Genomic DNA, 25,936 nt, shown 5'->3' on the forward strand with positions numbered 1-25,936 from the left:
AGCGCAAAAAATAGCGCAAATAAACCGAATAGAATCAATTTGAATGAGGTAACGTATTGGTTTCGGGATGAAGCGTGTCTCGTGCGCATGAGCGGCAACCACGGCCGCCGCGTCGATCATGCCGGAAGTCACCGCCTCGCGCGGCGCGGCCCTCCATCATGAGCGGGCGGCGCGGCGCGCAGTGCCCAACGCTTTCGCGGGGCCCGAATAACCTGCAGTCCGTGCCACGGTGCAGGATAGCGGCTAGGCGCGTAGTGCCGGCCGATATTGCGCTGCACCAGGTCACACCGGGTCACATCAGACGCAATGGCAGCAGGACTGCATTTTAAGAAAGAAGTGAGATGACCACGTATTCCAACGAAGCAGTACTCGAAGCCTTGCGGCGGGTGCAGTATCGGCAGGTCCCGTGGGCGCGTAGTCCAAAAGTTTTCCAATATCTGCGTAACCTGGGTCTGATGGATACCGTCAGGCAACGCACCGTCGCTCCCGCACCGGGATTTCACGCTCCCGTCGATATCGCCGTGCTGACCGATCGCGGTCGAGCGGAATTCGCGCGGCTGGCGCGCGACGAACGCACCCTCCAATGGACCGACCAGCGTACGGCCGATTACGTCGCCGAAGCGCTTGTCCAGTCGTCCGACGCCGCGGGCTCCACCGCTTTATAGCCAGCCAAAAAAAAGCCCGTATCGAAAGATACGGGCCTACCGGAATTACTGCTGCCACGCTGTGCTTAATGGCAATAGATAGACCGCGCGCCGGCGCGGTGGTTCCCGTCATCGTCACGCCTTAGAGATGTCATCGATACGACGCGCGTGATCGTGCGCGTCCGACTGGTCGTCGATTTCATTGATCTCGCATTTATTTCTCATTGAGCTATTTCGCTTTGCCATGCGAGGCGTGCGCTTGGCCGTTGAGGTGCGATAGTCGCCGCGATAGCGACCGTAATAGCCGCGCTAATGGCGCGAACGCGGCGGCTGCGCTTGCGGATTCGGTGGCGGGCTACGACGGGCGTTGTCGACGATATCGCCGCGCAGATCGCCACGCGGCACCGGCTGTGCGGCGTTGTCGGCAGCACGGTTTCCTGTGGGGGGCCACGCATGGGCGCCCGTACGCGCGATCGGCCAATGAGCGGCGGCGGATTGCGGCGGCTGGGCCGAAGCGTCGTCCGACAGCCACGATGCCAGTTGGCCGGGCAATGTGAGCGACGCAAGCAGCGCGAGGGCGGACAGCGAAACCATGATGCCCCGATTGCGCAGAGTCATGGGATTCATGGCGGCCTCCCGTCAGAGCGGGAAATTGACGTAAGTGAACATGCTCCTAAGGTACGGGCGGGCGCGAAAGCATGCTGTAAATATTGGTAAATAGATGTTTCGCGCGCATCGATCTCGCGGACATCCGTGGGATGTTCGCGCAAATCGGAGGAAGCGCAGTTGCAGGCGTGAAACGCGTGCGCCGTCGCACCATAGTGTGGCGGGCAGACAACGGCTCGAACGCGTGGCTCAGAAGCGGCACCGGCAGCGTGTGCCGCGGGAAATGACAGCCGGGCGCAGATTGCGCCCGGCGGAGAGAGCGTGAGGAGTCAAACCGGGCGCTTTCACGCCCACCGGGTTCGGTCGATTGAACCCGGCCTACAGCAGATCCAGTCGCGGGATCAAGACGGCATCAAGCCATCTTGACAGGCGCGCGCCACGATTCCGGGTTGGTCCAGAAGGCTCCGCGCAAGCGGTCGCGGCTAGGCGGCGCGGGCGGCTTGGTGGCCGTCGCGCCAATGCGTCCGCGCAGCGAAATTTCGCGGCCGCTCGTGCCCAGGCGCTTCACGATTTCAGCGAGCGTGCCGTCGGCCTGCCATTCGTCGAAGCGGCGGCGGCAGGTAGGCGGCGAAGGGTAGCGGCCCGGCAGCTTGGACCAGCCTTCACCCGTCGACAGCACCCAAAGCACTGCGTTGACCACGGCACGCGCTTCGACGCGAGGCCGTCCGCGTCGCTCGCTCCGTGCGGGTTCCGCACAGAACAGCGCCTCGACCAGGGCCCATTCGTTATCTCTCAAATCGTCGAACAGCATCATGTTTCACCTCAGCGAAGCTATCTCCGGTGCGCTGCCCCGCGCTGCGCACTCTTCATGTACATCCGGCCGGTTGGCGGAGTACCAGGCGGAATCGGTTTGGACGGCCCAGTCTCATCAAGCATCGGACCGTCCGCCGATCCTGTGTCTGCCTTAATGCGAGAAGCGTGCCAGCTCGCACACTTTCGTCTCGAAGCCGCGTGCTATCAAGCCTGCGCGGGTGCTTGCCAGGGCCGTATTCGACTCGAAAACGCATCATCGGGAAATCGGGACAATCACCAATCTTGTGCAAACAGGCCCACCAGGCGTGCGCTTTCGCTGTATTGCTGCACTGCGGCGAACAATTGACGGGCGGATTCACCATGCTGTAACGATCCAGCAAGCGGCTAGAATTGCATCAAACTTAGTGATTCATGAGGGAAACGGATGAATGTGACCTTGCGGCAGTTGCGGGTGTTTATCGAAGTCGCGCGTCTGCAGAGCTTCAGCCGTGCCGGCGATGAAATTGGCCTCACGCAGTCGGCGGTGAGCCGCTGCGTGCGCGAGCTGGAAGCCGAGATGGGCGTCAAGCTCGTTGATCGCACCACGCGCGACGTGCAGTTGACCGACGTGGGCGCCAATCTGATCGCGACGATTCCGCGCCTGATTGGCGATCTGGACGACGCCCTGCGCGAGATCCGTGAAATCGGCGAGCAGCGGCGCGGGCGGGTGGTGGTGGCCGCGAGTCCGACCGTTGCCTGCCGTCTGATGCCCGAGGTGGTAGCCGCGTGCGGGCGACAGTTCCCCTACGTGACGCTTGGCCTGCGCGACGACGTGCAAAGCGACGTGCTGCGCAAGGTACGCTCGGGCGAGGTGGATTTTGGCGTGGTGATCGGGCCCTTCGTGGGCGCGTCGGCGGCCGAGGATCTGCAAACCGAGCTGCTCGCCAAAGATTCGTTCTGCGTGGTCGTGCGCGGCGATCATCCGCTCGCGGGCGGCGACGAGGTGCCGTGGAGAGCGCTCGATGGCGAGCGCCTCGTCATGCTCGATCACGCTTCGGGAAGCCGCCCGCTGATCGACGCGGTGATGCGCGAGCAGGGCGTCAATGCGCGCATCGTGCAGGAGTTGGGCCATCCCGCGACCGTCTTTGGACTGGTGGAGGCGGGCGTGGGCGTGAGCGTGCTGCCCTGGCTCGCCTTGCCCGTGCCGGCGGGATCGTCGCTGCAGGCGCGCTCGCTGGTACCGCGCGCCGAGCGCACGGTCGAACTCGTGCGTCGGCGCGACCGCTCGCTGTCGCCAGCGGCCGAGGCCGTCTGGGCGCTGATCCGCGAACTCGGCGCCCAGCGCTGAGGTCTGCTAAAAATTGGCGCCGGCGTGCGCGGCGCTACACTGGTGCGCGGCGGATTTGCGTCGCTCCGCCCACTTTCCACGCTTACCAGGGATTCCTCGATGCGCGCTCTCGACCTGTCTTCGCCCGCCACGCCTTCGCTGAACACGGTGTTTTCGTCGTCAAACGCGCCCGCCAACGCGCGCGAGGCGGTGCAGGCGCTGCGCGCGTCGCAGATCCGCGAGGTGGCGAATGCGGGTTTCGGCGTCGCCGACGTGCTGCCGTTCTGGTTCGGCGAATCGGATCGCGTCACGCCCGCCTTCATTCGCGAAGCCGCCGCTCAGGCGCTCACGCGCGGCGACACCTTCTACACGCATAACCTCGGCATTGCGCCGCTGCGCGAAGCGCTTTCGGGTTATGTGAGCGAGTTGCATGGCGCGACGCCGGCTGACCATATCGCCGTCACCAGCGCGGGCGTGAATGCGTTGATGCTGGCGGCGCAACTGGTGACCGGCGCAGGCGATCGCGCGGTCGCGGTGACGCCGCTGTGGCCGAATCTCGTCGAAATTCCCAAGATCCTCGGCGCGAATGTCGAAACTGTGGCACTCGACTATGGTGCGCTCGGCTGGACGCTCGATCTCGACCGCCTGCTCGCCGCGCTCAAGCCCGGCACGAAGCTGCTCATGATCAACTCGCCGAACAATCCGACCGGCTGGGTGATGAAGCGCGACGAACAACGCGCCGTGCTGGAGCATTGCCGCCGCCACGGCATCTGGATCGTGGCGGACGAGGTCTATGAGCGCCTGTACTACGGCGCCGCCAATGAGCGCACCGCGCCGTCGTTCCTCGATCTTGCCTCGCGCGATGAGCGTTTGATTTGCGTCAATTCCTTCTCGAAAGCGTGGCTCATGACGGGCTGGCGGCTGGGCTGGCTGGTCGCGCCGCGTGCGCTGATGGACGACCTGGGCAAGCTGGTCGAGTACAACACGTCCTGTGCGCCGTCTTTCGTGCAGCAGGCCGGTATTGTGGCGCTGGAGCAGGGCGAAGCTTGCACCCAAACGCTGGTGAACGATCTGCGCGCCTCGCGCGACCACCTCGCGGCGGCGCTCGCGCAATTGTCGGGCGTCGACGTCAAAGTCCCGCATGGCGCGATGTATCTGTTTTTCCGGCTCGCCGGCGCGCAGCATAGCCTCGAATTGTGCAAGGCGCTGGTGCGCGAAGCTGGTCTCGGACTCGCGCCGGGCAGTGCATTCGGCCCCGAAGGCGAGGGTTTCGTGCGCTGGTGCTATGCCTGCGACGTGGCGCGGCTCGATGCCGGCGTCGAGCGCCTCGAACGTTACCTGGCGCAGCACGGCGGGCGCTGAAACGCGCAGCGAGGGAGCATCGGCATGCGGACCGCATCGATCCTTGAACGATCCATGCGGTATTGACGCAAACGGGTTAAAACACGCCTCCGAGCGACTTTACGCCCCCGTTGTTTTTGCGTAAGATGATGTCCAGTCACGCGATTCCCTGCGGGAATTTCGCTGCTCCGTCCGGCTGGGTCTGGCACTTTGTCTCTCTCCAAGTGTACAAAGCGTCGTTTAGCGGCCCCCCGGTGCGTGCTCCCATCAATATGACCGATCAGAATCGGGCGAGCGCGTCTCCAGTTCCATATCGTCTTTCGTCTGTCTGATCCGGTTCCCTGAACCTGATTTACCTTACTTAGGGTCTGACCTGGCTGCATGAATACCCAAGAGGCGAAGATCGTCCTCGAGACTGCATTGATCTGCACGCAGGAGCCGCTGAAGATCGGCGAGCTGCGCAAGCTGTTTGCCGACGACATTTCGGCTGACACCGTCCGTAACCTGCTCGAAGACCTGCGGCAAGAATGGTCCGGGCGCGGCGTGGAACTGGTGGGTCTTGCGTCCGGCTGGCGCTTCCAGAGCAAGCCGGCCATGCGTACGTATCTAGACCGCCTGCATCCGGAAAAGCCGCCGCGCTATTCGCGCGCGGTGCTCGAAACGCTCGCCATCATCGCGTACCGGCAGCCGGTCACGCGCGGCGATATCGAGGAAATCCGCGGGGTCACGGTCAACACGCAGGTCGTCAAGCAACTCGAAGACCGCAACTGGATCGAAGTGATCGGTCATCGTGACGTGCCCGGGCGCCCGGCGCTGTACGCTACGACGCGCCAGTTCCTCGACGATCTCGGTCTGAAATCGCTCGACGAACTGCCACCGCTAGACGATCCGTCGAACCAGCTGGGCGAGCAGTTGCTCGCGCAGCACGCGATCGAATTCCCGGAAAGCGAAGTGGCGCAGCTGATCGCCGAGGCCGCTTCCGGGCGTGATGAGCAAGCGACGGGCACGGACGATGCGGATGCCGATGCCGATGTCGATGCGAACGCACCGGAGGCCGTCGAGGAACCAGCTGCTGACGCAGCGACGCACGACGCGACTGAACACGCGGTTTCGCAACCTGCCGCCGTGCAGGCGCATCTCGATGGAACCGCGTTCGCGCAGGACGCGCATGACGCGCAGGAACTCGACGTCGAGCTTGCTCATGCAGGCGCGACGCAGGCGAATGCAGCGCAGCCCGCTGGCCACGCCGCCGGCGAGCCCGCAGAAGAACACGAAGACCGCCGCGATGCGGCGCAGGACGACCCCGTCTCGACGACGGACGACGCCGCCGCCCAACGCGGCATCTGAAGCAACAAACACACTGACGCGCCCCTCTCATACGGGCGCGCAACCTGACATTTCGAGGTTGTTTTGACTGATATCCACGACACCGATTCGACCGACGCGTCCGAATCCGCGCGTCGCGTGTCCTCCACGCGCGATGACGACACGCGCGCCGCCCACGATGGCGGCGAAGTCGCTGGCCCGCAGGCAGGCGAGCACGCCGCCGAGGGCGAAGACCGTCCGCGCCGCGGCCTGCGCCGCGGTCCGCGCAGCCTGATCGCACGCCGCCGCGCGGGCGCCAAGGGCAAGAACGAAGGCGCCGCCGATGACGCGCCGGAAGCGGGCGCAGCCATTGAAACGCCGCCCGACGGCGTGGTTGCCGCGCAGGTGCGCACGCCGCGCAAGGACAAGGACGCAGGCGCGCCCGCGAAGAAGGGCCGCCGCAGCGCCGCACCCAAGGCCGCGGAAGGCGCGAACGCCGCTGCTCCGGTGGCCCGGGCCGCGAAGGGCGCCAAGGGGGCAAAGGGCGCGAAGGGCGCTGGTGGCGGCAAGGGCCGCGCCGAAGCGCCGGCTGCAGTCGAGGCGAGCGAAGGCAACCAGGACGACCTGTTCCTGTACGTCACCTCGCCGGCGTTCGACGCCGACAACGGCGCAGGTACCGGCGTGCGTGCGCCGATGCTGCGCCGTGGCGGCCGCATCCAGCAGCCCAAGCGCGTGCTGAGCCCGGACGACGACGCACCCAAGCTGCACAAGGTGCTGGCGGATGCGGGCATGGGCTCGCGCCGCGACATGGAAGAGCTGATCATCGCCGGGCGCGTCTCGGTGAACGGCGAACCCGCGCATATCGGCCAGCGCATTCTGCCGACCGATCAGGTCCGCATCAACGGCAAGCCGATCAAGCGCAAGCTGGCCAATAAGCCGCCGCGCGTGCTGATCTATCACAAGCCGACCGGCGAGATCGTCAGCCATGCCGACCCGGAGGGCCGCGCCTCGGTGTTCGACCGCCTGCCGCCGATGAAAACGGCGAAGTGGCTGGCCGTCGGCCGTCTGGACTTCAACACCGAAGGTCTGCTGATGCTGACCACCTCGGGCGATCTGGCCAACCGCTTCATGCACCCGCGCTACAGCGTGGAGCGTGAATACGCGGTGCGCGTGGTCGGCGAGCTGAGCGAAGGGATGCGTCAGAAGCTGCTCAAGGGCGTCGAGCTCGAAGACGGCCCGGCGAGCTTCCTGCGTATCCGCGACGGTGGCGGCGAAGGCACGAATCACTGGTATCACGTCGCGCTTGCCGAAGGCCGTAACCGCGAAGTGCGCCGTATGTTCGAAGCGGCGGGGCTGATGGTGAGCCGTCTGATCCGTACGCGCCACGGCCCGATCGATCTGCCCAAGGGCCTCAAGCGCGGCCGCTGGGAAGAGCTCGAAGACAACCAGGTGCGCGCGTTGATGGCGTCTGTCGGCCTGAAGGCGCCGAGCGAAGAGAAGGGCGGTCGCGGCGCGAAGGAAGAGCGTCGCCAGCCCGACCCGATGCAGACGTCGATGGGCTTCATCAATCGCGAGCCGGTGCTCAGTTCGCACGGTGCGATGGGTCAGCCGCGTCAGCAGCGTGGCGGTGGCGCAGGCCGCCGTGGCGCGCAGACGGGCGGGTTCGGCGCGGGCAGCGGCGCGGGTGGATTTGGCGGTGGTTTCGGCGGGGGCATGGGCGGCAACGCCGGTGGCCACCGTGGCAGTCGCGCCAATGGCGGCGGCAATGGCCGTAGCGGCGGCGCGCGTGGCGACGTCGATGGCAACCGCGCACCGTCCGGCGGCAAGCGGGCAGGCGGCAATGCCGGCGGCAACGCAGGCGGCAATCGCCGTGGTGCAGGCAACAATGCCGGCAGCAACGCCAACGCCAATCGTTCAGGCGGCGGTGGCAATCGCCCCGGTCAGCGCGGCGCTCCGCGCGGACGTACGCGCGGGCACTGAGCGGTGGCACCCGCGAGCGCGCTGGATAATCAGGCAGCGCTCGCTAAGGCGGCTGCTCGCCCCCGCAGCAATCAACTGCACGCCGTTCCCCGTGAATCGCCCGGAACCGGGCTTGAAAGGCTTTCGGCACGGCCATATCCGCCCTCGGATATGGTGGCGCCAGAGCCTCGCGGTTTGCGTTAAAAGCGAAAAAAGGCTACAATCTCGAAGTCGCTGGGCGTGCGGCTTTTATTTGCGTCCCAGGTGCGACCACCTGGCTAAGTGAGAAGATGGGCGTTTCGCCCATTTTTTTTTGGTTCGGCCGATTGTGTTCGTTGCTTTTAACTGGCATCGGGCGTCATCGTGCAATAAAACCAGTCATCACGTCAGGTCGGGCTCGCCAATCTGGGTTGAAGTGCAAGAGCGCGCGCTCACCTGGCGCGCGGCCCGCGAATCCCGAATCAAAGGAAGTTGCCGGCTCGCTGCGCGAACATCTGGAGTGGGCATTGTGCAACTGACGGAACTGATTGAAACCACGGTCACCGGGCTCGGTTACGAGCTGGTCGACCTCGAGCGCACCGGGCGCGGCATGCTGGCCATCTACATCGATCAGCCAGCAGGTATCGCGATCGAGGACTGCGAGAAGGTCACGCGTCAGCTGCAGCACGTTCTGTTCGTCGAGAACATCGACTACGAACGTCTTGAGGTCTCGTCGCCCGGCCTCGACCGTCCGCTGAAGAAACTGGCGGACTTCGAACGCTTCGCGAGCTGCGAAGCGGTCATCACGTTGAAAAAGCCATTGGACGGACGGAAATCGTACCGCGGCATCGTGCATGCCCCGGAAGGCGAAACCATCGGTCTGGAATTCGAAGGGAAGGCGGGACCTGCGATGCTCGATTTCACGCTCGCGGACATCGACAAAGCCCGTCTTATCCCCAAAGTTGACTTTAGGAGCCGCAAACAATGAGTCGCGAAGTGTTGATGCTGGTGGATGCGCTGGCACGCGAGAAAAATGTCGACAAGGACGTGGTGTTTGCCGCCCTTGAAGCGGCGCTTGCGTCGGCCTCCAAGAAACTCTTCGACGAGGATGCGGACATCCGTGTGCATATCGACCGTGAAAGCGGCGAGCACGAAACGTTTCGTCGCTGGCGCGTCGTGCCGGACGAGGCGGGTCTGCAGGAGCCGGATCAGGAAATTCTCCTGTTCGAAGCTCGCGAGCAGAACCCCGAAGCGCAGATCGACGAATTCATCGAGCAGCCGGTGCCGTCGGTCGAGTTCGGCCGTATCGGTGCGCAGGCCGCCAAGCAGGTGATCCTGCAGAAGGTCCGTGACGCCGAGCGCGAACAGATCCTGAACGACTTCCTCGAGCGCGGCGAAAGCATCATGACCGGCACGGTCAAGCGCATGGACAAGGGTAACTTCATCGTCGAATCGGGCCGTGTCGAAGCGCTGCTGCGCCGCGACCAGCTGATTCCGAAGGAAAACCTGCGCGTGGGCGACCGCGTGCGCGCCTGGATTGGCAAGGTCGACCGCACCGCGCGCGGCCCGCAGATCGAACTCTCGCGCACGGCGCCGGAGTTTCTGATGAAGCTGTTCGAGATGGAAGTGCCGGAAATCGAGCAAGGCCTTCTCGAAATCAAGGCGGCGGCGCGCGATCCGGGCGTGCGCGCCAAGATCGGCGTCGTGGCTTACGACAAGCGCATCGATCCGATCGGCACCTGCGTCGGTATCCGCGGCTCGCGCGTGCAGGCTGTGCGCAACGAGCTCGGTGGCGAAAACGTCGACATCGTGCTATGGTCGGAAGATCCCGCCCAGTTCGTGATCGGCGCGCTCGCGCCGGCAGCCGTGCAGTCGATCGTCGTCGACGAAGAAAAGCACTCGATGGATGTTGTCGTCGACGAAAGCGAACTTGCAGTCGCCATTGGCCGCAGCGGCCAGAACGTGCGTCTTGCCGGCGAGCTGACCGGCTGGCAGATCAACATCATGACGCCGGACGAATCCGCGCAGAAGCAGAACCAGGAGCGCACGGTGCTGCGCGACCTGTTCATGGCGCGTCTCGACGTCGATGAGGAAGTCGCCGACATCCTGATCGACGAAGGCTTCACGAGTCTCGAAGAGATCGCCTACGTGCCCCTCAACGAAATGCTGGAAATCGAGGCGTTCGACGAGGACACCGTGCACGAACTGCGCAACCGCGCGCGCGACGCCCTGCTCACGCAGGCCATCGCGAACGAGGAAAAGGTGGAAAGCGCCGCGCTGGACCTCAAGAGTCTGGACGGCATCGACCCGGAGCTGCTCGCGAAGCTGGCGCAGCACGAAGTTCATACCCGCGACGAGCTCGCCGAGCTGGCCGTGGACGAACTGACGGAAATGACGGGAATGGAAGAGGACGCCGCCAAGGCGTTGATCATGAAGGCACGTGAGCACTGGTTCGAATGATCCGCGGGGGAGCGATCCCCTCAAGATGATTCACCAGGGCGTGACGAGCAGGAAGCGACCATGACCCACTGAACTGATCGCGGCCGCCCCGCAGCTAGCAGTATGAGCGCGGGGCAAACGGTGCCGCATGACCCGATGTCAACCGCAAGGAATCGGTCCTTGCACTAAGAGGAATGAATGGCGAGTAACAACGTAGCCCAATTTGCCGCGGAACTGAAGATGCCTGCTGGCGTGCTGCTTGAACAGCTGCAGGCGGCGGGCGTCACGAAAGCGAGCGAAGCTGACTCCTTGTCCGAAACGGACAAGGCGCGTCTGCTCGACCACTTGCGCAAGTCTCACGGCTCGACTGATGCAGACAAGCGCAAGATCACGCTGACGAAACGGCATACGTCGGAAATCAAGCAGTCCGATTCGACGGGCAAGGCTCGTACCATTCAGGTCGAGGTGCGCAAGAAGCGCACGTTCGTCCGCCGCGACGAATCCGCCGAACAGGCGGAGGCATCGAATCATGCCACCGACGCCGCAGCCGCCGCTGAAGAAGCGGAACTGCAGCGCCGCGAAGAAGAAGCTCGCCGCGAGGCCGAGCTTCTGGAGCGTCAGGCTCAGGAACTCAAGGAGCGCCAGGAGCTTCTCGCGCGTGAAGAGGCCGAGCGCCGCGAACGCGAAGAAGCCGCCGAGGCGCAACGCCGCCGTGCCGAAGAAGAGGCCGCCAACAAGAAGGCCGCGGCAGATACCGCTGCGCGCGAACTGGCCGCTCAGGCCGTCGCTGCCCAGCGCAATGCCGAAGCAGAAGCGAAAGAAGTGAAGCAACAGCAAGACGATGACCGCGCAGCCGCTGAGCGTGCTGCGCAACGCGAAGCCGCACAGAAGGCCGAAGTAGCCGCGCGTGAAGCCGCCGAAAAGGCGCAGAAAGAACAGGAAGAGATCGCTCGCCGCCGCGCGGCTGCAGAAGCCGAAGCGCGCGCGATCCGCGAAATGATGAACACGCCGCGCAAGGCGCAGGTCAAGGCGGTCGAACCGCCGAAGCCCGTCGAGCCGGCCAAGCCCGCCGAAGCCAAGGGCACGCTGCACAAGCCGGCCCGTCCGGAAGGCGCCGCAGCGCGTCCGGCAGCCGGCGCCGCTGCGAAGAAGCCTGCCACCACGGTAGCGCCTTCGACGAGCGCACCCGGTGCCGGCGCGGGCGACCGCAACAAGAAGCCGGGCGCAGGCAAGGGCGGCTGGCAGGACGACGCTTCGAAGCGCCGCGGCATCAAGACGCGTGGTGATTCGTCGGGCGGCGTGGACCGCGGCTGGCGCGGCGGCCCCAAGGGCCGTGGCCGTCACCAGGATGCTGCATCGTCGTTCCAGGCACCGACCGAACCGATCGTGCGCGAAGTGCACGTGCCGGAAACCATCACCGTGGCTGACCTCGCGCACAAGATGTCCGTGAAGGCGTCGGAAGTCATCAAGGTGATGATGAAGATGGGCCAGATGGTCACCATCAACCAGATGCTGGACCAGGAAACGGCGATGATCATCGTCGAAGAACTGGGCCACCGTGCCGTCGCTGCGAAGCTCGACGATCCGGAAGCGCTGCTGGTCGAAGGTCAAACCACCGTCACGGACGCAGAGCAACTGCCGCGTCCGCCGGTCGTCACCGTCATGGGTCACGTCGACCACGGCAAGACCTCGCTGCTCGACTACATCCGCCGCGCGAAGGTTGCAGCGGGCGAAGCCGGCGGCATTACGCAGCACATCGGCGCTTATCACGTCGAAACGCCGCGTGGCGTCATCACGTTCCTCGACACGCCGGGTCACGAGGCCTTCACGGCCATGCGTGCTCGCGGTGCGAAGGCAACCGACATCGTCATTCTGGTGGTCGCGGCCGACGACGGCGTGATGCCGCAGACGAAGGAAGCGATCGCCCACGCCAAGGCTGCGGGTGTGCCGCTCGTCGTGGCGATCAACAAGATCGACAAGCCGGATGCGAATCCGGAGCGCGTCAAGCAGGAACTCGTCGCTGAAGGCGTCGTGCCGGAAGAGTACGGTGGCGATTCGCCGTTCGTGCCGGTGTCGGCCAAGACCGGCGCAGGCATCGACGATCTGCTCGAAAACGTCTCGCTGCAAGCCGAAGTGCTGGAACTGAAGGCACCGGTCGCAGCGCCGGCCAAGGGTCTGGTCATCGAAGCGAAGCTCGACAAGGGTAAGGGTCCGGTCGCAACGATCCTCGTCCAGTCGGGTACGCTCAACCGCGGCGACGTCGTGCTGGCAGGCAGCGCCTATGGTCGCGTGCGTGCAATGCTCGACGAAACCGGCAAGCCGACCAAGGAAGCCGGCCCGTCGATCCCGGTCGAAATCCAGGGTCTGTCGGAAGTGCCGGGCGCAGGCGAAGAAGTCATCGTGCTGCCGGACGAGCGCAAGGCGCGTGAAATCGCCCTGTTCCGTCAAGGCAAGTTCCGCGACGTGAAGCTGGCCAAGCAGCAGGCCGCGAAGCTCGAAAACATGCTCGAACAGATGGCGGAAGGCGAAGTGCAAAACCTGCCGCTCATCGTCAAGGCCGACGTGCAGGGCTCGCAGGAAGCGCTGGTGCAATCGCTGCTCAAGCTGTCGACCGGCGAAGTGCGCGTGCAGATCGTGCACAGCGCGGTCGGCGCGATCAGCGAGTCGGACGTCAACCTGGCGACGGCTTCGAAGGCGGTCATCATCGGCTTCAACACGCGTGCGGATGCACAGGCGCGTAAGGTTGCCGAGGCGAACGGCATCGACATCCGTTACTACAACATCATCTATGACGCAGTGGATGAGGTGAAGGCGGCGATGTCGGGCATGCTCGCGCCGGAGAAGCGCGAAGTCGTGACGGGTATGGCGGAAGTGCGCCAGGTGATCCGCGTGCCGAAGGTTGGTCTGATCGCGGGCTGTATGGTCACGGATGGTTTCGTCAAGCGTTCGTCGTCGGTGCGCGTGATCCGCAACAACGTGGTCATTCATACCGGCGAACTCGACTCGCTCAAGCGCTTCAAGGACGACGTCAAGGAAGTCAAGCAAGGCTTCGAATGCGGTATGTCGATCAAGAACTTCAACGACATCGTCGAAGGCGACCAGTTCGAAGTGTTCGAGATCACGGAAGTCGCGCGCACGCTGTAATCCAGCGGCGCACGCGGGCGGGCCCTGCAATAGCAGGGCCGCTCGCGGGCTTAGCCGAAAAAGGGCGGGGCGGGCGATAGCCAGCCTCGCCCTTTGTCTTTTCCCGACAGTTTATTGTCAGCCAGTGTTGCGCGGCCGCGCGCCGGGATGTTCCTGATAGCAGCGCGCCGCAACGAATGCCGCCACAGAGGTGGAATCATCATGCCGAAAAAACGTACTTCCCCGAATCGCAACGTGCAGATCGCCGATCAGATCCAGCGCGATCTTTCCGAACTGATGCGCGAAGTGAAAGACCCGCGCGTGGGCCTCGTGACGATCCAGAGCGTTGAGCTGACGCCGGACTACGCGCACGCCAAGGTCTACTTCACGACGCTCACGGGCGATCCGCAGCAGACCCAGGACGCGCTCAACCACGCGGCCGGTCATCTGCACAACCAGCTCTTCAAGCGCCTGCACATCCATACCGTGCCGACGCTGCATTTCCATTACGACCAGTCGGTCGAGAAGGGCGTGGCGATGTCGCGTCTGATCGACGAGGCGAACGCTTCGCGCGCCAAGGACGACTGATCTCGCCAGCATGACTGCATCATCGAAGAAGAATCAGGGCGAGCAACGTCCCAAGGTGCCGCGCCGCCTGCTGGACGGCGTGCTGCTGCTCGACAAGCCCGTGGGGCTGTCGAGCAACGATGCGCTGATCCGCGCCAAGCGCCTGTATCGCGTGAAGAAGGCGGGGCACACGGGTACGCTCGATCCGCTCGCTTCGGGTCTGCTGCCGCTGTGCTTTGGCGAGGCCACCAAGTTTTCGCAGGATCTGCTCGAAGCCGACAAGACCTACGAGGCGACCATGCGCCTGGGCATCCGCACCACGACGGGCGACGCCGAAGGCGAAGCGCTCGACACGCGCGAGGTGCTCTGCGACGAAGCTGCGGTGCGCCAAGCGATGGCGCGTTTTCTGGGTGACATCGTGCAGATTCCGCCGATGTACTCGGCGCTCAAACGCGACGGCAAGCCGCTTTATGAGTACGCGCGCGCGGGCCAGACGGTCGAGCGCGAAGGGCGCAACGTTACGATCATCGCGCTCGATATGATCGCCTGCGAACTGCCCGATGTGACGTTCCGCGTGACCTGCACCAAGGGCACGTATGTGCGCACGCTCGCCGAGGATATCGGCGAGGCGCTGGGTTGCGGCGCGCATCTGGTGATGTTGCGTCGCACGGGCGTGGGTGCGCTCACGCTCGAGCATGCGGTGACGCTCGATGCGCTCACGGCGATGGACGAACCCGCGCGCGATGTCTGGTTGCAGCCGGTGGATGCGCTGCTTTCGACTTTCCCGCGCGTCACGCTCGACGCCGAATCGGCGCGACGCTTCACGCATGGCCAGCGTCTGCCGCTCAACGCGCTGGTGATCGATCGCGTGGAATGCGAAGCCGCCGAGCGCGTGCGTGTCTATGACGAAGCCGGGCGGCTGCTGGGCGTGGCCAAGGCCGCAAACGGCGTGCTTGCGCCGGAACGCCTGGTGGTGAGCGGGGCGGTCTGATCGACTGCCACGATCCGCGAAAGCAAAAAAACGGCACGCCGGTTTCGAACCGGACGTGCCGTTTTTTATGGGTGCGCGCGAAGCGCTTCTTGCAGTACGCTGTTTAGTGCGCCGCCGAAGCGGCCGCGCCTGCATCGGCGCTGCCGGCGCGCTCGGGGCGTGTGATCCAGATCAGCGCGATCAGCACGATAAAGATCACCGACGAAATCCAGAACAGGTCGTTCACGCCCAGCTGTGCCGCCTGCTGCGTCACCATGCGGTCGAACATGCCGTGCGATTGCGCCGGATCGAGACCCACCGAGTTCTGCATTTGCTGCATCGACTGGTTGAATATCGGGTTGGTCGGCGTGGCCTGCTCGGTCAGGCGCGCGTGGTGGAAGATGGTGCGATGGTCCCAGGCGGTTTCGAAGATCGAGGTGCCGATGCCGCCGCACATGATGCGCACGAAGTTCGACAGCCCCGACGCCGCCGGAATGCGGTTGCCAGGCAGACCCGACAGCGTGATCGACACCAGCGGAATAAAGAGCCCCGCCATGCCGATGCCCTGGATCAGCGTCGGCACCGTGAGCGCCCACGTATCCACGCCGGTGGTGTATTGCGAGCGCAGCCAGAAGCACAGCGCGAACACCACGAACGCCGTGGTGGCGATATAGCGCGGATCGGTGCGCGGCAGGATCTTGCCCGTGATTGGCGAAAGCAGGATCGCGAAGAAGCCCACGGGCGCCATCACGAGCCCCGCGTCGGTCGCGGTGTAGCCCAGATCGGTCTGCAGCCACAGCGGCAGCAGCACGAGATTGCCGAAGTAGAGGCCGTAGCCGACCGACAGCGCAATCGTGCCGCCTGTGAAGTTACGCCGTGCGAACAGCGAGAGGTCGACGACCGGATGCTCGGCGGTCAATTCCCAGATCACGAAGAACGCGAACGAGATCACGGCCGTCAGCGCGAGCACGATGATGGTCGTGGACGAGAACCAGTCGAGGTCCTTGCCCTTGTCGAGCATGATCTGCAGCGAGCCCACCCAGAGGATCAGCAGGCCCAGACCCACGCCGTCGATCGGCGCCTTGCGGATCACCGAATCGCGCGTGCGAAAGATCATCCAGGTGGCGATTGCGGCAACGATGCCCACCGGGATGTTGACGTAGAAGATCCACGGCCACGAGATATTGTCCGAGATCCAGCCGCCGAGAATCGGACCCGCCACCGGCGCGATCAGCGTGGTCATCGACCACATCGATAGCGCAATCGGCGCTTTCGCGCGCGGATAGCTCGCCAGCAGAAGGGTCTGCGAGAGCGGAATCATCGGGCCCGCCACGGCGCCTTGCAGCACGCGTGCGGCGAGCAGGAAGGGCAGCGTGGGCGCGAGGCCGCACAGCCACGACGAGATCACGAACAGAATGATCGACGCCATGAACAGGCGAACCTGGCCGATGCGCTCGGTGAGCCAGCCCGTGAGCGGCACGGAGATGGCGTTCGCCACCGCAAACGACGTGATGACCCACGTGCCTTGATCGGAGGCCACGCCAAGGTCGCCTGAGATCGACGGGATCGACACGTTCGCGATCGACGTGTCCAGCACGTTCATGAACACCGCGAGCGAGACCGCGATGGTGCCGAACACGAGTTGCGCGCCTTGCAGCGGCGGATGGACGACGGGTTGTTGTGCTGCTGCCATTGAGTGCTTTGTTATGCGCTGCTAATTGCTGCCCGGAGTACAGCCCTGAATGCGGCCCTGAATGCAGAAACCTCTGCTGCCGGACGCGCCAGGCATTGGCCCGGCGCGTCGCGTGGTCCTGAGATCAGCCGTGAGTTGCGGGCTTCGCCGCACGCTCGCTCGCCGACGACACCTGCTTCGTGTTCTGGCCGGCATTTTCCGCGATGATGCGGGCGATTTCCGCGTCGGCTTCGTCGCCGTACTTCTCGAACACGTTGGTCTGGTAGACCGTGTTCTGCGCGTTGCCGAGCTGGCTGCCCGTGTCGTCCTTGATGTTCACGTCCACCTGCATCGACAGGCCGATGCGCAGCGGGTGCTTTTCGAGGTCGGCGGGATCGAGCGCGATACGCACCGGCAGACGCTGCACTACCTTAATCCAGTTACCGGTGGCGTTTTGCGCCGGCAGCAGCGAGAACGCCGAACCCGTACCCGCCGAGAAGCCCACCACCTTGCCGTGATAGACCACCGACGAGCCGTACACGTCGGCCGTCAGCTCGACCGGCTGGCCGATGCGCATATGCTTGAGCTGGACTTCCTTGAAGTTGGCATCGACCCACACGGCGTTCAGCGGCACCACCGACATCAGCGGCGTACCCGGCGAAACGCGCTGGCCGACCTGCACCGAGCGCTTCGCAACATAGCCCGTGACCGGCGCGGGCAGCGTGTTGCGGGCGTTCGTCAGGTAGGCATCGCGCACCTTCGCGGCAGCGGCCATCACGTTCGGATGATCGGCAATGGTCGTGTTGGCCGTCAGCGCGCGGTTCGCGGCGAGTTGCTGTTGGGCGGCGTCGAGGGCGGCTTGCGCGCTCTTGACCGCGTCGCGTGCGTGCGAGATTTCTTCCTGCGAAACCGCGCCCGTCTGTGCGACCTGCATACGGCGGCGCAGATCGTCCTGCGCGCGCGAGAGGTCGGCCTGACGCACGGCCACCTGCGCCTGGTACTGGCTGTCGTCGGCAAACAGACCGCGCACCTGGCGCACGGTCTGGCCGAGGTTGGCTTCGGCCTGCTGCAGCGCGATGCGCGAATCAGCCGGATCGAGCTGCACCAGCGGGTCGCCGCTCTTGACGGTCTGCGTGTCGTCGGCGTTCACGGCGATCACCGTGCCGGTCACCTGCGGGGTGATCTGCACGACGTTGCCGTTGACGTAGGCGTCGTCGGTGCTTTCCGAGAAGCGCGCGACGAGGAAGTAATAGAGGCCGTAGGCAATGGCTGCGATCACGATCACGAGGACTAGCAGCGTCATCATGCGCTTGCGCTTGCCGTTGTTCGCGGTCGGCTGCGGATTGGCCGCCGGTTGCTGAGGGGTGCTCATGGAAGGATCTCCGGGTTCTTGCGTGCTGTTCGTTCAGTTATCTGGCCAGCTTCTGGCTTTCTGGCGGTTTTGGCTATTTCAGTTCGCGGCCGAGTTCGTCGCGCTTGCGGCAGGCGTCGCCGAGGCGGGCGCCGTCCATGGCGCATCGCGCCACGGCCCGCCGTTCACATCGCTCTGGCCTTTCACGTCTTTCGCGTCGCTGCCCACCTGCGTCGGCGCGACGAGGTTCACGTCGTGCGCGTTGTGGGCATCGAAGCCGCCGCCGAGCGCCTTGATGAGCGCCATCTGCTGGTCGCGGCGCTGCGCCTTGAGGCTCGTCACGTTCTGCTCGGACGCGAGGCGGTTCTGGTCGGCGTTGAGCACCTGCAACTGCTCCGAGAGACCCGCCTTGTAGCGGATCACTGCGAGCTGATACGCCTTGGTCGACGCATCGAGTGCGTTCTGAGCATCGACCAGCTGCTTGTCCGCCGAGCGGATCGACGACACCGTGGTCGCCACGTCCTGGAACGCGCCGATCAGCGTCTGGTTGTAGTTCGCCACGTCGAGATCGAAATCGGCATAGCGGCCCTTCAACTGCGCGCGCAATGCGCCCGCGTCGAAGATCGGCAGATGCACGGCGGGGCCGAACTGTGCCTGACGGCTGGTGAAGTTGAGGAATTTGCCCCAGCCGAACGCATCGAAGCCAAAGCCGGCTGCGAGGTTCACGTCGGGGTAGAACTCGGCCTTCGCTTCCTTGACGTCGTGCATCGCGGCTTCCACCTGCCAGCGCGCGGCGACGATGTCCGGACGGCGCGCCACCAGATCGGCAGGCAGATTGTCCGGCAGCGCGATTTGCGCGACCGGGTTCATGACCGGGTTGGCGATCTGCAGGCCGCGATCCGGGCCCTTGCCCAGCAGCGCGCCCAATTGATAGCGCACGGTCTCGATCTGGCCGTCGAGCTGTGTAAGGTTCGCCTGGCTCGTTGCGATATTGCCGTTGGCGGTCTGACGCTCGACGTTGGTGTCGAGGCCCGCGACCACGCGGCCATTGGTGATCGTGCCGATGGTCTTGCGGTTGTCGATTTCACGCGCGGCGATGTCGCGCAACGCGTAGAGCTGGGCAAGCTGGTTATACGTGCGTGCTAGCGAGGCGGCGAGCGTGATGCGCGCCTGTTCCATGTCGGCCTGCGCGGCGCGTTGCGCCGAGACGGCCTGTGCGAGACGCTGGCGATTCTTGCCCCACAGATCGAGATCCCACGATGCGCTGGCGAGCGCATTGTTTTCGCTGTACCAGGTGCCGCCGTACGGCGGCGGGAAGAGCGCGTTGGCCGAATACAGCTCGCGCGTCCACGAATAGCTGGCGTTGACCTTGGGGGCGAGCGCCGCTTTCGAGGTATCGATATACGACGACGCCTTGGCAATGCGCGCCTGCGCCTGGGCGATGCTCGGGTTGCCGTCGAGCGCTTCGTCGATCAGCCTGGGCAACTGCGGGTCGCCGAACTGCTGCGCCCAGTCGAGCGTGGGCCACTGGCCGCCCTGTGCCGGGATGCTTTGCGAGGTTTCGAACTGTTGCGGCTGCGCGATAGTCTTGTCGCTCTTGATGCCGAAGTAGTTTGCGCAGCCCGAAAGCGCGAGCGCCGCGACCGCGGTCGCAACCGCTGCTCGACAGGAGTGCGCTGGCGCAAACTGGGTTAGGGATGTCATTGCTCGTCTCGTTGCGTGAGAGGGTGAGGTGATACTGGACGATGCAGCCATTTTTTCGTCTGACGCTTTCAAAATTGCCTGCCTCGTCATCTATCGTAAGTACCGGTTTGGTGCAGATCGATAGCGATTGACGCATCAATCGCCCGATGACTGCTGGCCAGATGCCGCGTTGGCCGCGTTCGCGTTCTGGTTGGCTTCGCAGCTATTGACCAGAAGCCGCCGCAACATGCTCTTCAGGAAGCCGACTTCCTCGGGCGTGAAGCCCCTGGATAGCTCGTCGGTGACGCTCGTGAAGATGGCCGGCATGCGCGCCGCGATGGTTTCGCCTTCGGGCGTGAGCGCCAGGCGTACGGCACGGCGGTCTTCGGAACTGCGCACGCGGCGCAGGAGGCCGCGCTTTTCCAGCCGGTCCACCAGCCGCGTGACGGCGCTGGCGTCGATGCCGTATTCGCGCGCCAGTTCGGCCGCGAGCACGCACTTGCCGCTCGCCACCATGAACAGCACGCTGGCTTGCTGGCTGGTGACGCCAAGCTCCGCCACGGTGCGCTGCGTGACCAGGTTCGACATCGACGAGCGCACGCGGGAAATCAGGTAGCCAACGCTTTCGCCGAAGTCGTAATCGAGCACTTTGGGCGGCGGCGTGGAAGTCGGTTCCGTCATGGTTCTGCTGCAACTGCAATGGTTGACCAGGCAGGAATTATAGGGTTCGTTAGTTGACGCGGCAAGGTTTATTGTCGCAGGCCCGAGAAACCTTTGCTAAGTAGGGTCTTAATTGGCCGGGTGCGCGCATGAGAGAATGGCGCGCGTCGCGTGGATGCCGCATGTCACGGGTAATTTCACACGAAGCACACGGATGAGTCAGATCAAGTCATCTTCGCGTGCTATAATTTCAGGTTCCCAAAAGTGTGTCATGGCACCGTTGCCGAACCGACCCGCCAAGCGCGTATTCGAATGTACCCAAACGGGGTATCCGAGCGCGTCCGGCAACAGGGCGGGGCGGCGTCCGAGCCCTCCTGTGTGGCCCGCCGTCGAGCCCGCATGACGCACCCAACTGTACCCAGGTTCCTATGTCCCGCGCCCTTCGCAACATCGCCATCATTGCCCACGTCGACCACGGCAAGACCACGCTCGTCGACCAGCTCCTCCGTCAGACCGCCACGTTCCGTGACAACCAGCAGGTCGCCGAGCGCGTGATGGACTCGAACGACATCGAAAAAGAGCGTGGCATCACGATTCTTTCGAAGAACTGCGCGGTCGAGTACGAAGGCACCCACATCAACATCGTCGATACCCCGGGCCATGCCGACTTCGGCGGTGAAGTGGAGCGCGTGCTGTCGATGGTCGACTCGGTGCTGCTGCTCGTCGACGCCGTCGAAGGCCCGATGCCGCAAACGCGCTTCGTGACCAAGAAGGCGCTGGCGCTCGGCCTCAAGCCGATCGTCGTGGTCAACAAGATCGACCGTCCGGGCGCGCGTATCGACTGGGTGATCAATCAGACGTTTGACCTGTTCGACAAGCTGGGCGCGACCGAAGAACAGCTCGACTTCCCGGTGGTCTACGCTTCGGGCCTGAACGGCTATGCATCGCTGTCGCCGGATGCGCGCGAAGGCGACATGCGTCCCCTGTTCGACGCCGTGCTCGAACACGTGCCGGTCCGTGACGCCGATCCGGAAGGCTCGCTGCAGCTCCAGATCACCTCGCTCGACTACTCGGCCTACGTTGGCCGTATCGGCGTGGGCCGTATCAAGCGTGGCCGCATCAAGCCGGGTCAACCGGTTGCCCTGCGCTTCGGTCCGGATGGCCAGGTGCTGAACCGCAAGATCAACCAGGTGCTGGCGTTCAGCGGCCTGGAGCGCGTGCAGGTGGAATCGGCTGAAGCCGGCGACATCGTGCTGATCAACGGTATCGAAGACATCGGTATCGGCGCGACCATCTGCGCGCTCGACAACCCCGAAGCGCTGCCGATGATCACGGTCGACGAACCGACGCTCACGATGAACTTCCTCGTGAACTCGTCGCCGCTCGCCGGCAAGGAAGGCAAGTTCGTGACGAGCCGCCAGATCCGCGACCGTCTGACCAAGGAGCTGAACCACAACGTGGCGCTGCGCGTGAAGGACACGGGCGACGAAACCACGTTCGAAGTGTCGGGCCGGGGCGAGCTGCACCTGACCATCCTGATCGAAAACATGCGCCGCGAAGGCTACGAGCTGGCCGTGTCGCGTCCGCGCGTGGTGCTGCACGAAGTCGACGGCGTGAAGCAGGAGCCGTACGAAATGCTGACCGTGGACGTCGAAGACGCCCACCAGGGCGGCGTGATGGAAGAGCTGGGCCGTCGCAAGGGCGAAATGCTCGACATGGCGTCTGATGGCCGTGGCCGCACGCGTCTGGAATACCGCATTCCGGCGCGTGGCCTGATCGGCTTCCAGGGTGAATTCATGACGCTCACGCGCGGCACCGGCCTGATGAGCCACGTGTTCGACGCCTACGGTCCGATCAAGGAAGGCACGCTCGGCGAGCGCCGCAACGGCGTGCTGATCTCGCAGGACGACGGCGCCGCTGTCGCCTACGCGTTGTGGAAGCTGCAGGATCGCGGCCGCATGTTCGTGAAGCCGGGCGACGCGCTGTACGAAGGCATGATCATCGGGATCCATAGCCGCGACAACGACCTCGTCGTCAACCCGATCAAGGGCAAGCAGCTCACCAACGTGCGCGCCTCGGGCACCGACGAAGCCGTGCGCCTGGTGCCCCCGATCCAGATGTCGCTCGAATACGCAGTCGAATTCATCGACGACGACGAACTCGTCGAAGTGACGCCGCAGTCGATCCGTCTGCGCAAGCGCCACCTGAAGGAACATGAGCGTCGCCGCGCAAGCCGCGAAGCCGAATAAGTTTGCTGTCGAAACTTTTTCGCGCACTGCAATGCATGTAAGAAAACAAGAAAGCCGCCGCTGTCTGGGCGGCTTTTTTGCATCCTTTTTTACGTCTGGCGGCGATTGCCTTGCAGTGCCGGAAGAGTCTGTTGTTGAAGTTGCAAAGCGCCGCAAAAGCCCTTGTAGTAAGGGTTTGCGTGCGATGATGTGTCGCATTGCATCTTATGGGGAGTATCACTTATGTGCTATGCTCCGCGGATGCATGATTTAGGTCCTTCCAAGCAGACTTGATTCGCAATCCGCTAAACGGTCAGGCCGTGGCGCGGAAGGTTGAGTAACCCGCTATTTCTCGAGAAACTCGAAGAAAGGTGAGCGTAAATGTCGGAAACGATGAAGCAATTCCAGCTGAACTCCTATCTGTTCGGCGGCAATGCTCCGTATGTCGAAGAGCTATACGAAGCATATCTTGACAACCCTGCGTCCGTTCCGGACCAATGGCGCGAGTACTTTGACGCACTGCAAAACGTGCCGTCGTCGAGTGGCTCAACCGACAGCGATGTCGCTCACGGCCCGATCGTCGAGTCGTTTGCGCAGCGCGCAAAAGCCAATGCTTTCGTTCCCAAGGGCGGTGGTGAAGATCTCGCCACGGCACGCAAGCAAGTCTACGTTCAGTCCCTCATCGGCGCATATCGCTTCCTGGGCTCGCAATGGGCCAACCTGGATCCGCTGAAGCGTCGCGAGCGCCCCGTCATCCCCGAACTCGAACCTGCGTTCTACGACTTCACTGAAGCCGATATGGACCAGACGTTCAGCGCCACGAACCTGTATTTCGGTTTCGAGCGCGCGTCGCTGCGCGAGATCGTCAAGGCGCTGCGCGACACGTACTGCGGCACCCTCGGCGCCGAGTACATGTACATCAGCGATCCGGAACAGAAGCGCTGGTGGAAAGAACGCCTTGAGTCGATCCGCTCGACGCCGAACTTCTCGAACGACAAGAAGAAGCACATCCTGCAGCGCCTTACGGCCGCTGAAGGTCTTGAGCGCTTCCTTCACACCAAGTACGTCGGCCAGAAGCGCTTCTCGCTCGAAGGCGGCGAATCCTTCATCGCCGCGATGGACGAAGTGGTCCGTCACGCAGGCGCGAAGGGCGTGCAGGAAATCGTCATCGGCATGGCCCACCGCGGCCGTCTGAACGTGCTCGTGAACACGCTCGGCAAGATGCCGGCCGACCTGTTCGCCGAATTCGAAGGCAAGCACGTCGACGACCTGCCGGCTGGCGACGTGAAGTACCACAAGGGCTTCTCGTCGGACGTCGCCACCGAAGGCGGCCCGGTCCACCTGTCGCTCGCGTTCAACCCGTCGCACCTTGAAATCGTCAACCCGGTGGTCGAGGGTTCGGCGAAGGCGCGTATGGATCGCCGCGGCGATGCAGACGGCCTGCAGGTTCTGCCGGTGCAGATCCACGGCGACGCGGCTTTCGCGGGTCAGGGCGTCGTGATGGAAACGCTGAACCTCGCGCAAACGCGTGGTTACGGCACGCACGGCACGCTGCACATCGTCATCAACAACCAGATCGGCTTCACGACGTCGGACCCGCGCGATGCGCGCTCGACGCTGTATTGCACGGACGTGGTCAAAATGATCGAAGCGCCGGTGCTGCACGTGAACGGCGACGATCCGGAAGCGGTCGTGCTGGCCATCCAGCTCGCGGTCGAATTCCGCATGCAGTTCCACAAGGACGTGGTCGTCGATATCGTCTGCTTCCGCAAGCTCGGTCACAACGAGCAGGACACCCCGGCTGTCACGCAGCCGCTCATGTACAAGAAGATCGCGCAGCACCCGGGCACCCGTGCGCTGTACGCCGAGAAGCTGGTGCAGCAGGGCGTCATCACGGCTGAAGACGCGGACAACTACGTCAAGGCGTACCGCGCCGCGATGGACGAAGGCCACCACACGGTCGACCCGGTGCTCTCGAACTACAAGAGCAAGTACGCGGTGGACTGGGTGCCGTTCCTGAACCGCAAGTGGACCGACGCCGCCGATACGGCCGTGCCGCTCGCCGAACTCAAGCGTCTGGCCGAGCGCATCACCACGATCCCGGAGAACTTCAAGGTTCACCCGCTGGTCGAGCGCGTCATCAACGACCGCCGCGCGATGGGCAAGGGCGAAGCGAAGCTCGACTGGGGCATGGGCGAGCACCTCGCGTATGCGTCGCTGGTCGCTTCGGGCTACTCGGTGCGTCTGACGGGCCAGGACTCGGGCCGTGGCACGTTCACGCACCGTCACGCCGTTCTGCACGATCAGAACCGCGAGCGCTGGAACGACGGCACGTATATTCCGCTGCAGAACATCGGCGAAAACCAGGCGAACTTCACGGTGATCGACTCGGTGCTGTCGGAAGAGGCGGTGCTGGGCTTCGAATACGGCTACTCGACCGCCGAGCCGAACACGCTCGTCGCGTGGGAAGGCCAGTTCGGCGACTTCGTCAACGGTGCGCAGGTCGTGATCGACCAGTTCATCTCGTCGGGCGAAGTGAAGTGGGGCCGCGTTTCGGGTCTCACGATGCTGCTGCCGCACGGCTACGAAGGCCAGGGTCCGGAGCACTCGTCGGCGCGTATCGAGCGTTTCCTGCAGATGTGCGCCGAGCACAACATGCAGGTCGTTCAGCCGACCACGCCGGCGCAGATCTTCCACGTGCTGCGTCGCCAGATGATCCGTCTGTTCCGCAAGCCGCTGATCATCTTCACGCCGAAGTCGCTGCTGCGTCACAAGGAAGCCGTGTCGGATCTGTCCGAACTCGCGAAGGGCTCGTTCCAGCCGGTGATCGGCGAAGTGGACGACACCATCGACGCGAAGAAGGTCAAGCGCGTGGTGGCCTGCTCGGGCCGCGTGTACTTCGACCTCGTGGCGCACCGCCGCGAAGCCAAGGCAAACGACGTCGCGATCATCCGTATCGAACAGCTCTATCCGTTCGCGCACAAGCAGTTCGAAGCCGAGCTGAAGAAGTACGACAACGCGACGGAAGTGGTCTGGGTGCAGGACGAGCCGCAGAATCAGGGCCCGTGGTTCTACATCGAGCACCACCTGAGGGAAGGCATGAAGGAAGGCATGAAGCTGGCATACAGCGGCCGCCCCGCTTCGGCTTCTCCGGCTGTCGGTTACTACGCGAAGCACTACGAGCAGCAGAAGTCGCTGATCGAAGGTGCGTTCGGCCGCCTGAAGGGCGCGCAGGTCGCGAAGTAAGCACATTGAGCTAATCGAACCGGGAAAGCGAGCGAACGTACAGC

Annotated in this window: 18 protein-coding genes; 12 read left to right on the top strand and 6 right to left on the bottom strand. The window is 64.1% G+C overall.

Going from position 1 to position 25,936, the window contains the following annotated elements; all coding sequences use genetic code 11:
• Positions 1-341 precede the first annotated feature (341 nt).
• Entirely contained in the window at positions 342-665 is a 324-nt protein-coding gene (locus F4827_RS21630; protein WP_183726914.1) for a hypothetical protein, read from the top strand.
• A 288-nt stretch (positions 666-953) separates the two neighbouring features.
• On the opposite strand, the gene F4827_RS21635 is transcribed toward F4827_RS21630, so the two are convergent.
• Complete coding sequence (locus F4827_RS21635; protein ID WP_183726916.1) at positions 954-1,271, bottom strand: hypothetical protein; 318 nt, start codon at positions 1,269-1,271, stop codon at positions 954-956.
• Positions 1,272-1,662: 391 nt separating this feature from the next.
• On the bottom strand, positions 1,663-2,064 hold the full coding sequence (locus F4827_RS21640) for a transposase (RefSeq protein ID WP_027818239.1): 402 nt from the start codon (positions 2,062-2,064) through the stop codon (positions 1,663-1,665).
• 423 nt (positions 2,065-2,487) lie between these two features.
• On the opposite strand from F4827_RS21640, the gene F4827_RS21645 reads away from it, so the two are divergent.
• The 9 genes from F4827_RS21645 (at position 2,488) to truB (ending at position 15,073) form a co-directional block, all read left to right on the top strand.
• Positions 2,488-3,390, top strand: coding sequence for a LysR family transcriptional regulator (locus tag F4827_RS21645; protein ID WP_183726918.1), 903 nt, complete (start codon positions 2,488-2,490; stop codon positions 3,388-3,390).
• Between the two features lie 99 nt (positions 3,391-3,489).
• Positions 3,490-4,731 carry a pyridoxal phosphate-dependent aminotransferase gene (locus F4827_RS21650; RefSeq protein ID WP_183726920.1) on the top strand — a complete coding sequence of 414 codons (1,242 nt, stop codon included), beginning with the start codon at positions 3,490-3,492 and terminating at the stop codon, positions 4,729-4,731.
• A gap of 360 nt (positions 4,732-5,091) precedes the next feature.
• Positions 5,092-6,057: an SMC-Scp complex subunit ScpB gene (scpB, locus tag F4827_RS21655; protein WP_183726922.1), complete on the top strand. Its 966-nt coding sequence runs from the start codon at positions 5,092-5,094 to the stop codon at positions 6,055-6,057.
• Positions 6,058-6,120: 63 nt separating this feature from the next.
• A complete protein-coding gene (rluB, locus tag F4827_RS21660) occupies positions 6,121-7,995 on the top strand; it encodes a 23S rRNA pseudouridine(2605) synthase RluB (protein WP_183726924.1) in 1,875 nt (624 codons plus the stop codon).
• A 487-nt stretch (positions 7,996-8,482) separates the two neighbouring features.
• On the top strand, positions 8,483-8,941 hold the full coding sequence (gene rimP / locus F4827_RS21665; protein WP_183726926.1) for a ribosome maturation factor RimP: 459 nt from the start codon (positions 8,483-8,485) through the stop codon (positions 8,939-8,941).
• Positions 8,938-10,413 carry a transcription termination factor NusA gene (gene nusA / locus F4827_RS21670; protein ID WP_183726928.1) on the top strand — a complete coding sequence of 492 codons (1,476 nt, stop codon included), beginning with the start codon at positions 8,938-8,940 and terminating at the stop codon, positions 10,411-10,413. The genes rimP and nusA overlap by 4 nt, the downstream gene beginning before the upstream one ends.
• Positions 10,414-10,590: 177 nt before the next feature.
• On the top strand, positions 10,591-13,536 hold the full coding sequence (infB, locus tag F4827_RS21675; protein WP_183726930.1) for a translation initiation factor IF-2: 2,946 nt from the start codon (positions 10,591-10,593) through the stop codon (positions 13,534-13,536).
• A 201-nt stretch (positions 13,537-13,737) separates the two neighbouring features.
• Entirely contained in the window at positions 13,738-14,103 is a 366-nt protein-coding gene (gene rbfA, locus F4827_RS21680) for a 30S ribosome-binding factor RbfA (RefSeq protein WP_183726932.1), read from the top strand.
• Positions 14,104-14,113: 10 nt separating this feature from the next.
• Positions 14,114-15,073 carry a tRNA pseudouridine(55) synthase TruB gene (gene truB / locus F4827_RS21685; protein ID WP_183726934.1) on the top strand — a complete coding sequence of 320 codons (960 nt, stop codon included), beginning with the start codon at positions 14,114-14,116 and terminating at the stop codon, positions 15,071-15,073.
• Positions 15,074-15,176: 103 nt separating this feature from the next.
• Here the strand turns inward: truB and F4827_RS21690 are convergent, their stop codons facing one another.
• From F4827_RS21690 to F4827_RS21705, 4 genes are all read right to left on the bottom strand, one after another.
• On the bottom strand, positions 15,177-16,745 hold the full coding sequence (locus F4827_RS21690; RefSeq protein ID WP_183726936.1) for a DHA2 family efflux MFS transporter permease subunit: 1,569 nt from the start codon (positions 16,743-16,745) through the stop codon (positions 15,177-15,179).
• A gap of 124 nt (positions 16,746-16,869) precedes the next feature.
• Positions 16,870-18,096 (bottom strand): EmrA/EmrK family multidrug efflux transporter periplasmic adaptor subunit, encoded by a 1,227-nt coding sequence (locus tag F4827_RS21695; RefSeq protein WP_183726937.1) that lies wholly within the window; start codon positions 18,094-18,096, stop codon positions 16,870-16,872.
• Positions 18,097-18,174: 78 nt separating this feature from the next.
• Complete coding sequence (locus F4827_RS21700; protein ID WP_183726938.1) at positions 18,175-19,779, bottom strand: efflux transporter outer membrane subunit; 1,605 nt, start codon at positions 19,777-19,779, stop codon at positions 18,175-18,177.
• 135 nt (positions 19,780-19,914) lie between these two features.
• Positions 19,915-20,439 carry a MarR family winged helix-turn-helix transcriptional regulator gene (locus F4827_RS21705; protein WP_183726939.1) on the bottom strand — a complete coding sequence of 175 codons (525 nt, stop codon included), beginning with the start codon at positions 20,437-20,439 and terminating at the stop codon, positions 19,915-19,917.
• Positions 20,440-20,846: 407 nt separating this feature from the next.
• Between F4827_RS21705 and typA the strand changes: the two genes are divergently transcribed.
• Together typA and F4827_RS21715 are read left to right on the top strand one after the other, a co-directional pair.
• The gene (gene typA / locus F4827_RS21710; protein WP_183726940.1) at positions 20,847-22,667 is read left to right on the top strand and encodes a translational GTPase TypA; all 1,821 of its coding nucleotides are present in this window, start codon (positions 20,847-20,849) and stop codon (positions 22,665-22,667) included.
• 360 nt (positions 22,668-23,027) lie between these two features.
• Positions 23,028-25,892 carry a 2-oxoglutarate dehydrogenase E1 component gene (locus F4827_RS21715; RefSeq protein ID WP_183726942.1) on the top strand — a complete coding sequence of 955 codons (2,865 nt, stop codon included), beginning with the start codon at positions 23,028-23,030 and terminating at the stop codon, positions 25,890-25,892.
• Positions 25,893-25,936: the final 44 nt, after the last annotated feature.

Source organism: Paraburkholderia bannensis, assembly GCF_014200455.1.
Classification (GTDB): Bacteria; Pseudomonadota; Gammaproteobacteria; order Burkholderiales; family Burkholderiaceae; genus Paraburkholderia; species Paraburkholderia bannensis_A.

Excerpts from the sequence above, each read along its gene's own strand:
- F4827_RS21630 (WP_183726914.1), top strand. The coding sequence starts at position 342 with ATGACCACGTATTCCAACGAAGCAGTACTCGAAGCCTTGCGGCGGGTG.
- F4827_RS21635 (WP_183726916.1), bottom strand. The coding sequence starts at position 1,271 with ATGAATCCCATGACTCTGCGCAATCGGGGCATCATGGTTTCGCTGTCC.
- F4827_RS21640 (WP_027818239.1), bottom strand. The coding sequence starts at position 2,064 with ATGATGCTGTTCGACGATTTGAGAGATAACGAATGGGCCCTGGTCGAG.
- F4827_RS21645 (WP_183726918.1), top strand. The coding sequence starts at position 2,488 with ATGAATGTGACCTTGCGGCAGTTGCGGGTGTTTATCGAAGTCGCGCGT.
- F4827_RS21650 (WP_183726920.1), top strand. The coding sequence starts at position 3,490 with ATGCGCGCTCTCGACCTGTCTTCGCCCGCCACGCCTTCGCTGAACACG.
- scpB (WP_183726922.1), top strand. The coding sequence starts at position 5,092 with ATGAATACCCAAGAGGCGAAGATCGTCCTCGAGACTGCATTGATCTGC.
- nusA (WP_183726928.1), top strand. The coding sequence starts at position 8,938 with ATGAGTCGCGAAGTGTTGATGCTGGTGGATGCGCTGGCACGCGAGAAA.
- infB (WP_183726930.1), top strand. The coding sequence starts at position 10,591 with ATGGCGAGTAACAACGTAGCCCAATTTGCCGCGGAACTGAAGATGCCT.
- rbfA (WP_183726932.1), top strand. The coding sequence starts at position 13,738 with ATGCCGAAAAAACGTACTTCCCCGAATCGCAACGTGCAGATCGCCGAT.
- truB (WP_183726934.1), top strand. The coding sequence starts at position 14,114 with ATGACTGCATCATCGAAGAAGAATCAGGGCGAGCAACGTCCCAAGGTG.
- F4827_RS21690 (WP_183726936.1), bottom strand. The coding sequence starts at position 16,745 with ATGGCAGCAGCACAACAACCCGTCGTCCATCCGCCGCTGCAAGGCGCG.
- F4827_RS21695 (WP_183726937.1), bottom strand. The coding sequence starts at position 18,096 with ATGAGCACCCCTCAGCAACCGGCGGCCAATCCGCAGCCGACCGCGAAC.
- F4827_RS21700 (WP_183726938.1), bottom strand. The coding sequence starts at position 19,779 with ATGACATCCCTAACCCAGTTTGCGCCAGCGCACTCCTGTCGAGCAGCG.
- F4827_RS21705 (WP_183726939.1), bottom strand. The coding sequence starts at position 20,439 with ATGACGGAACCGACTTCCACGCCGCCGCCCAAAGTGCTCGATTACGAC.
- typA (WP_183726940.1), top strand. The coding sequence starts at position 20,847 with ATGTCCCGCGCCCTTCGCAACATCGCCATCATTGCCCACGTCGACCAC.
- F4827_RS21715 (WP_183726942.1), top strand. The coding sequence starts at position 23,028 with ATGTCGGAAACGATGAAGCAATTCCAGCTGAACTCCTATCTGTTCGGC.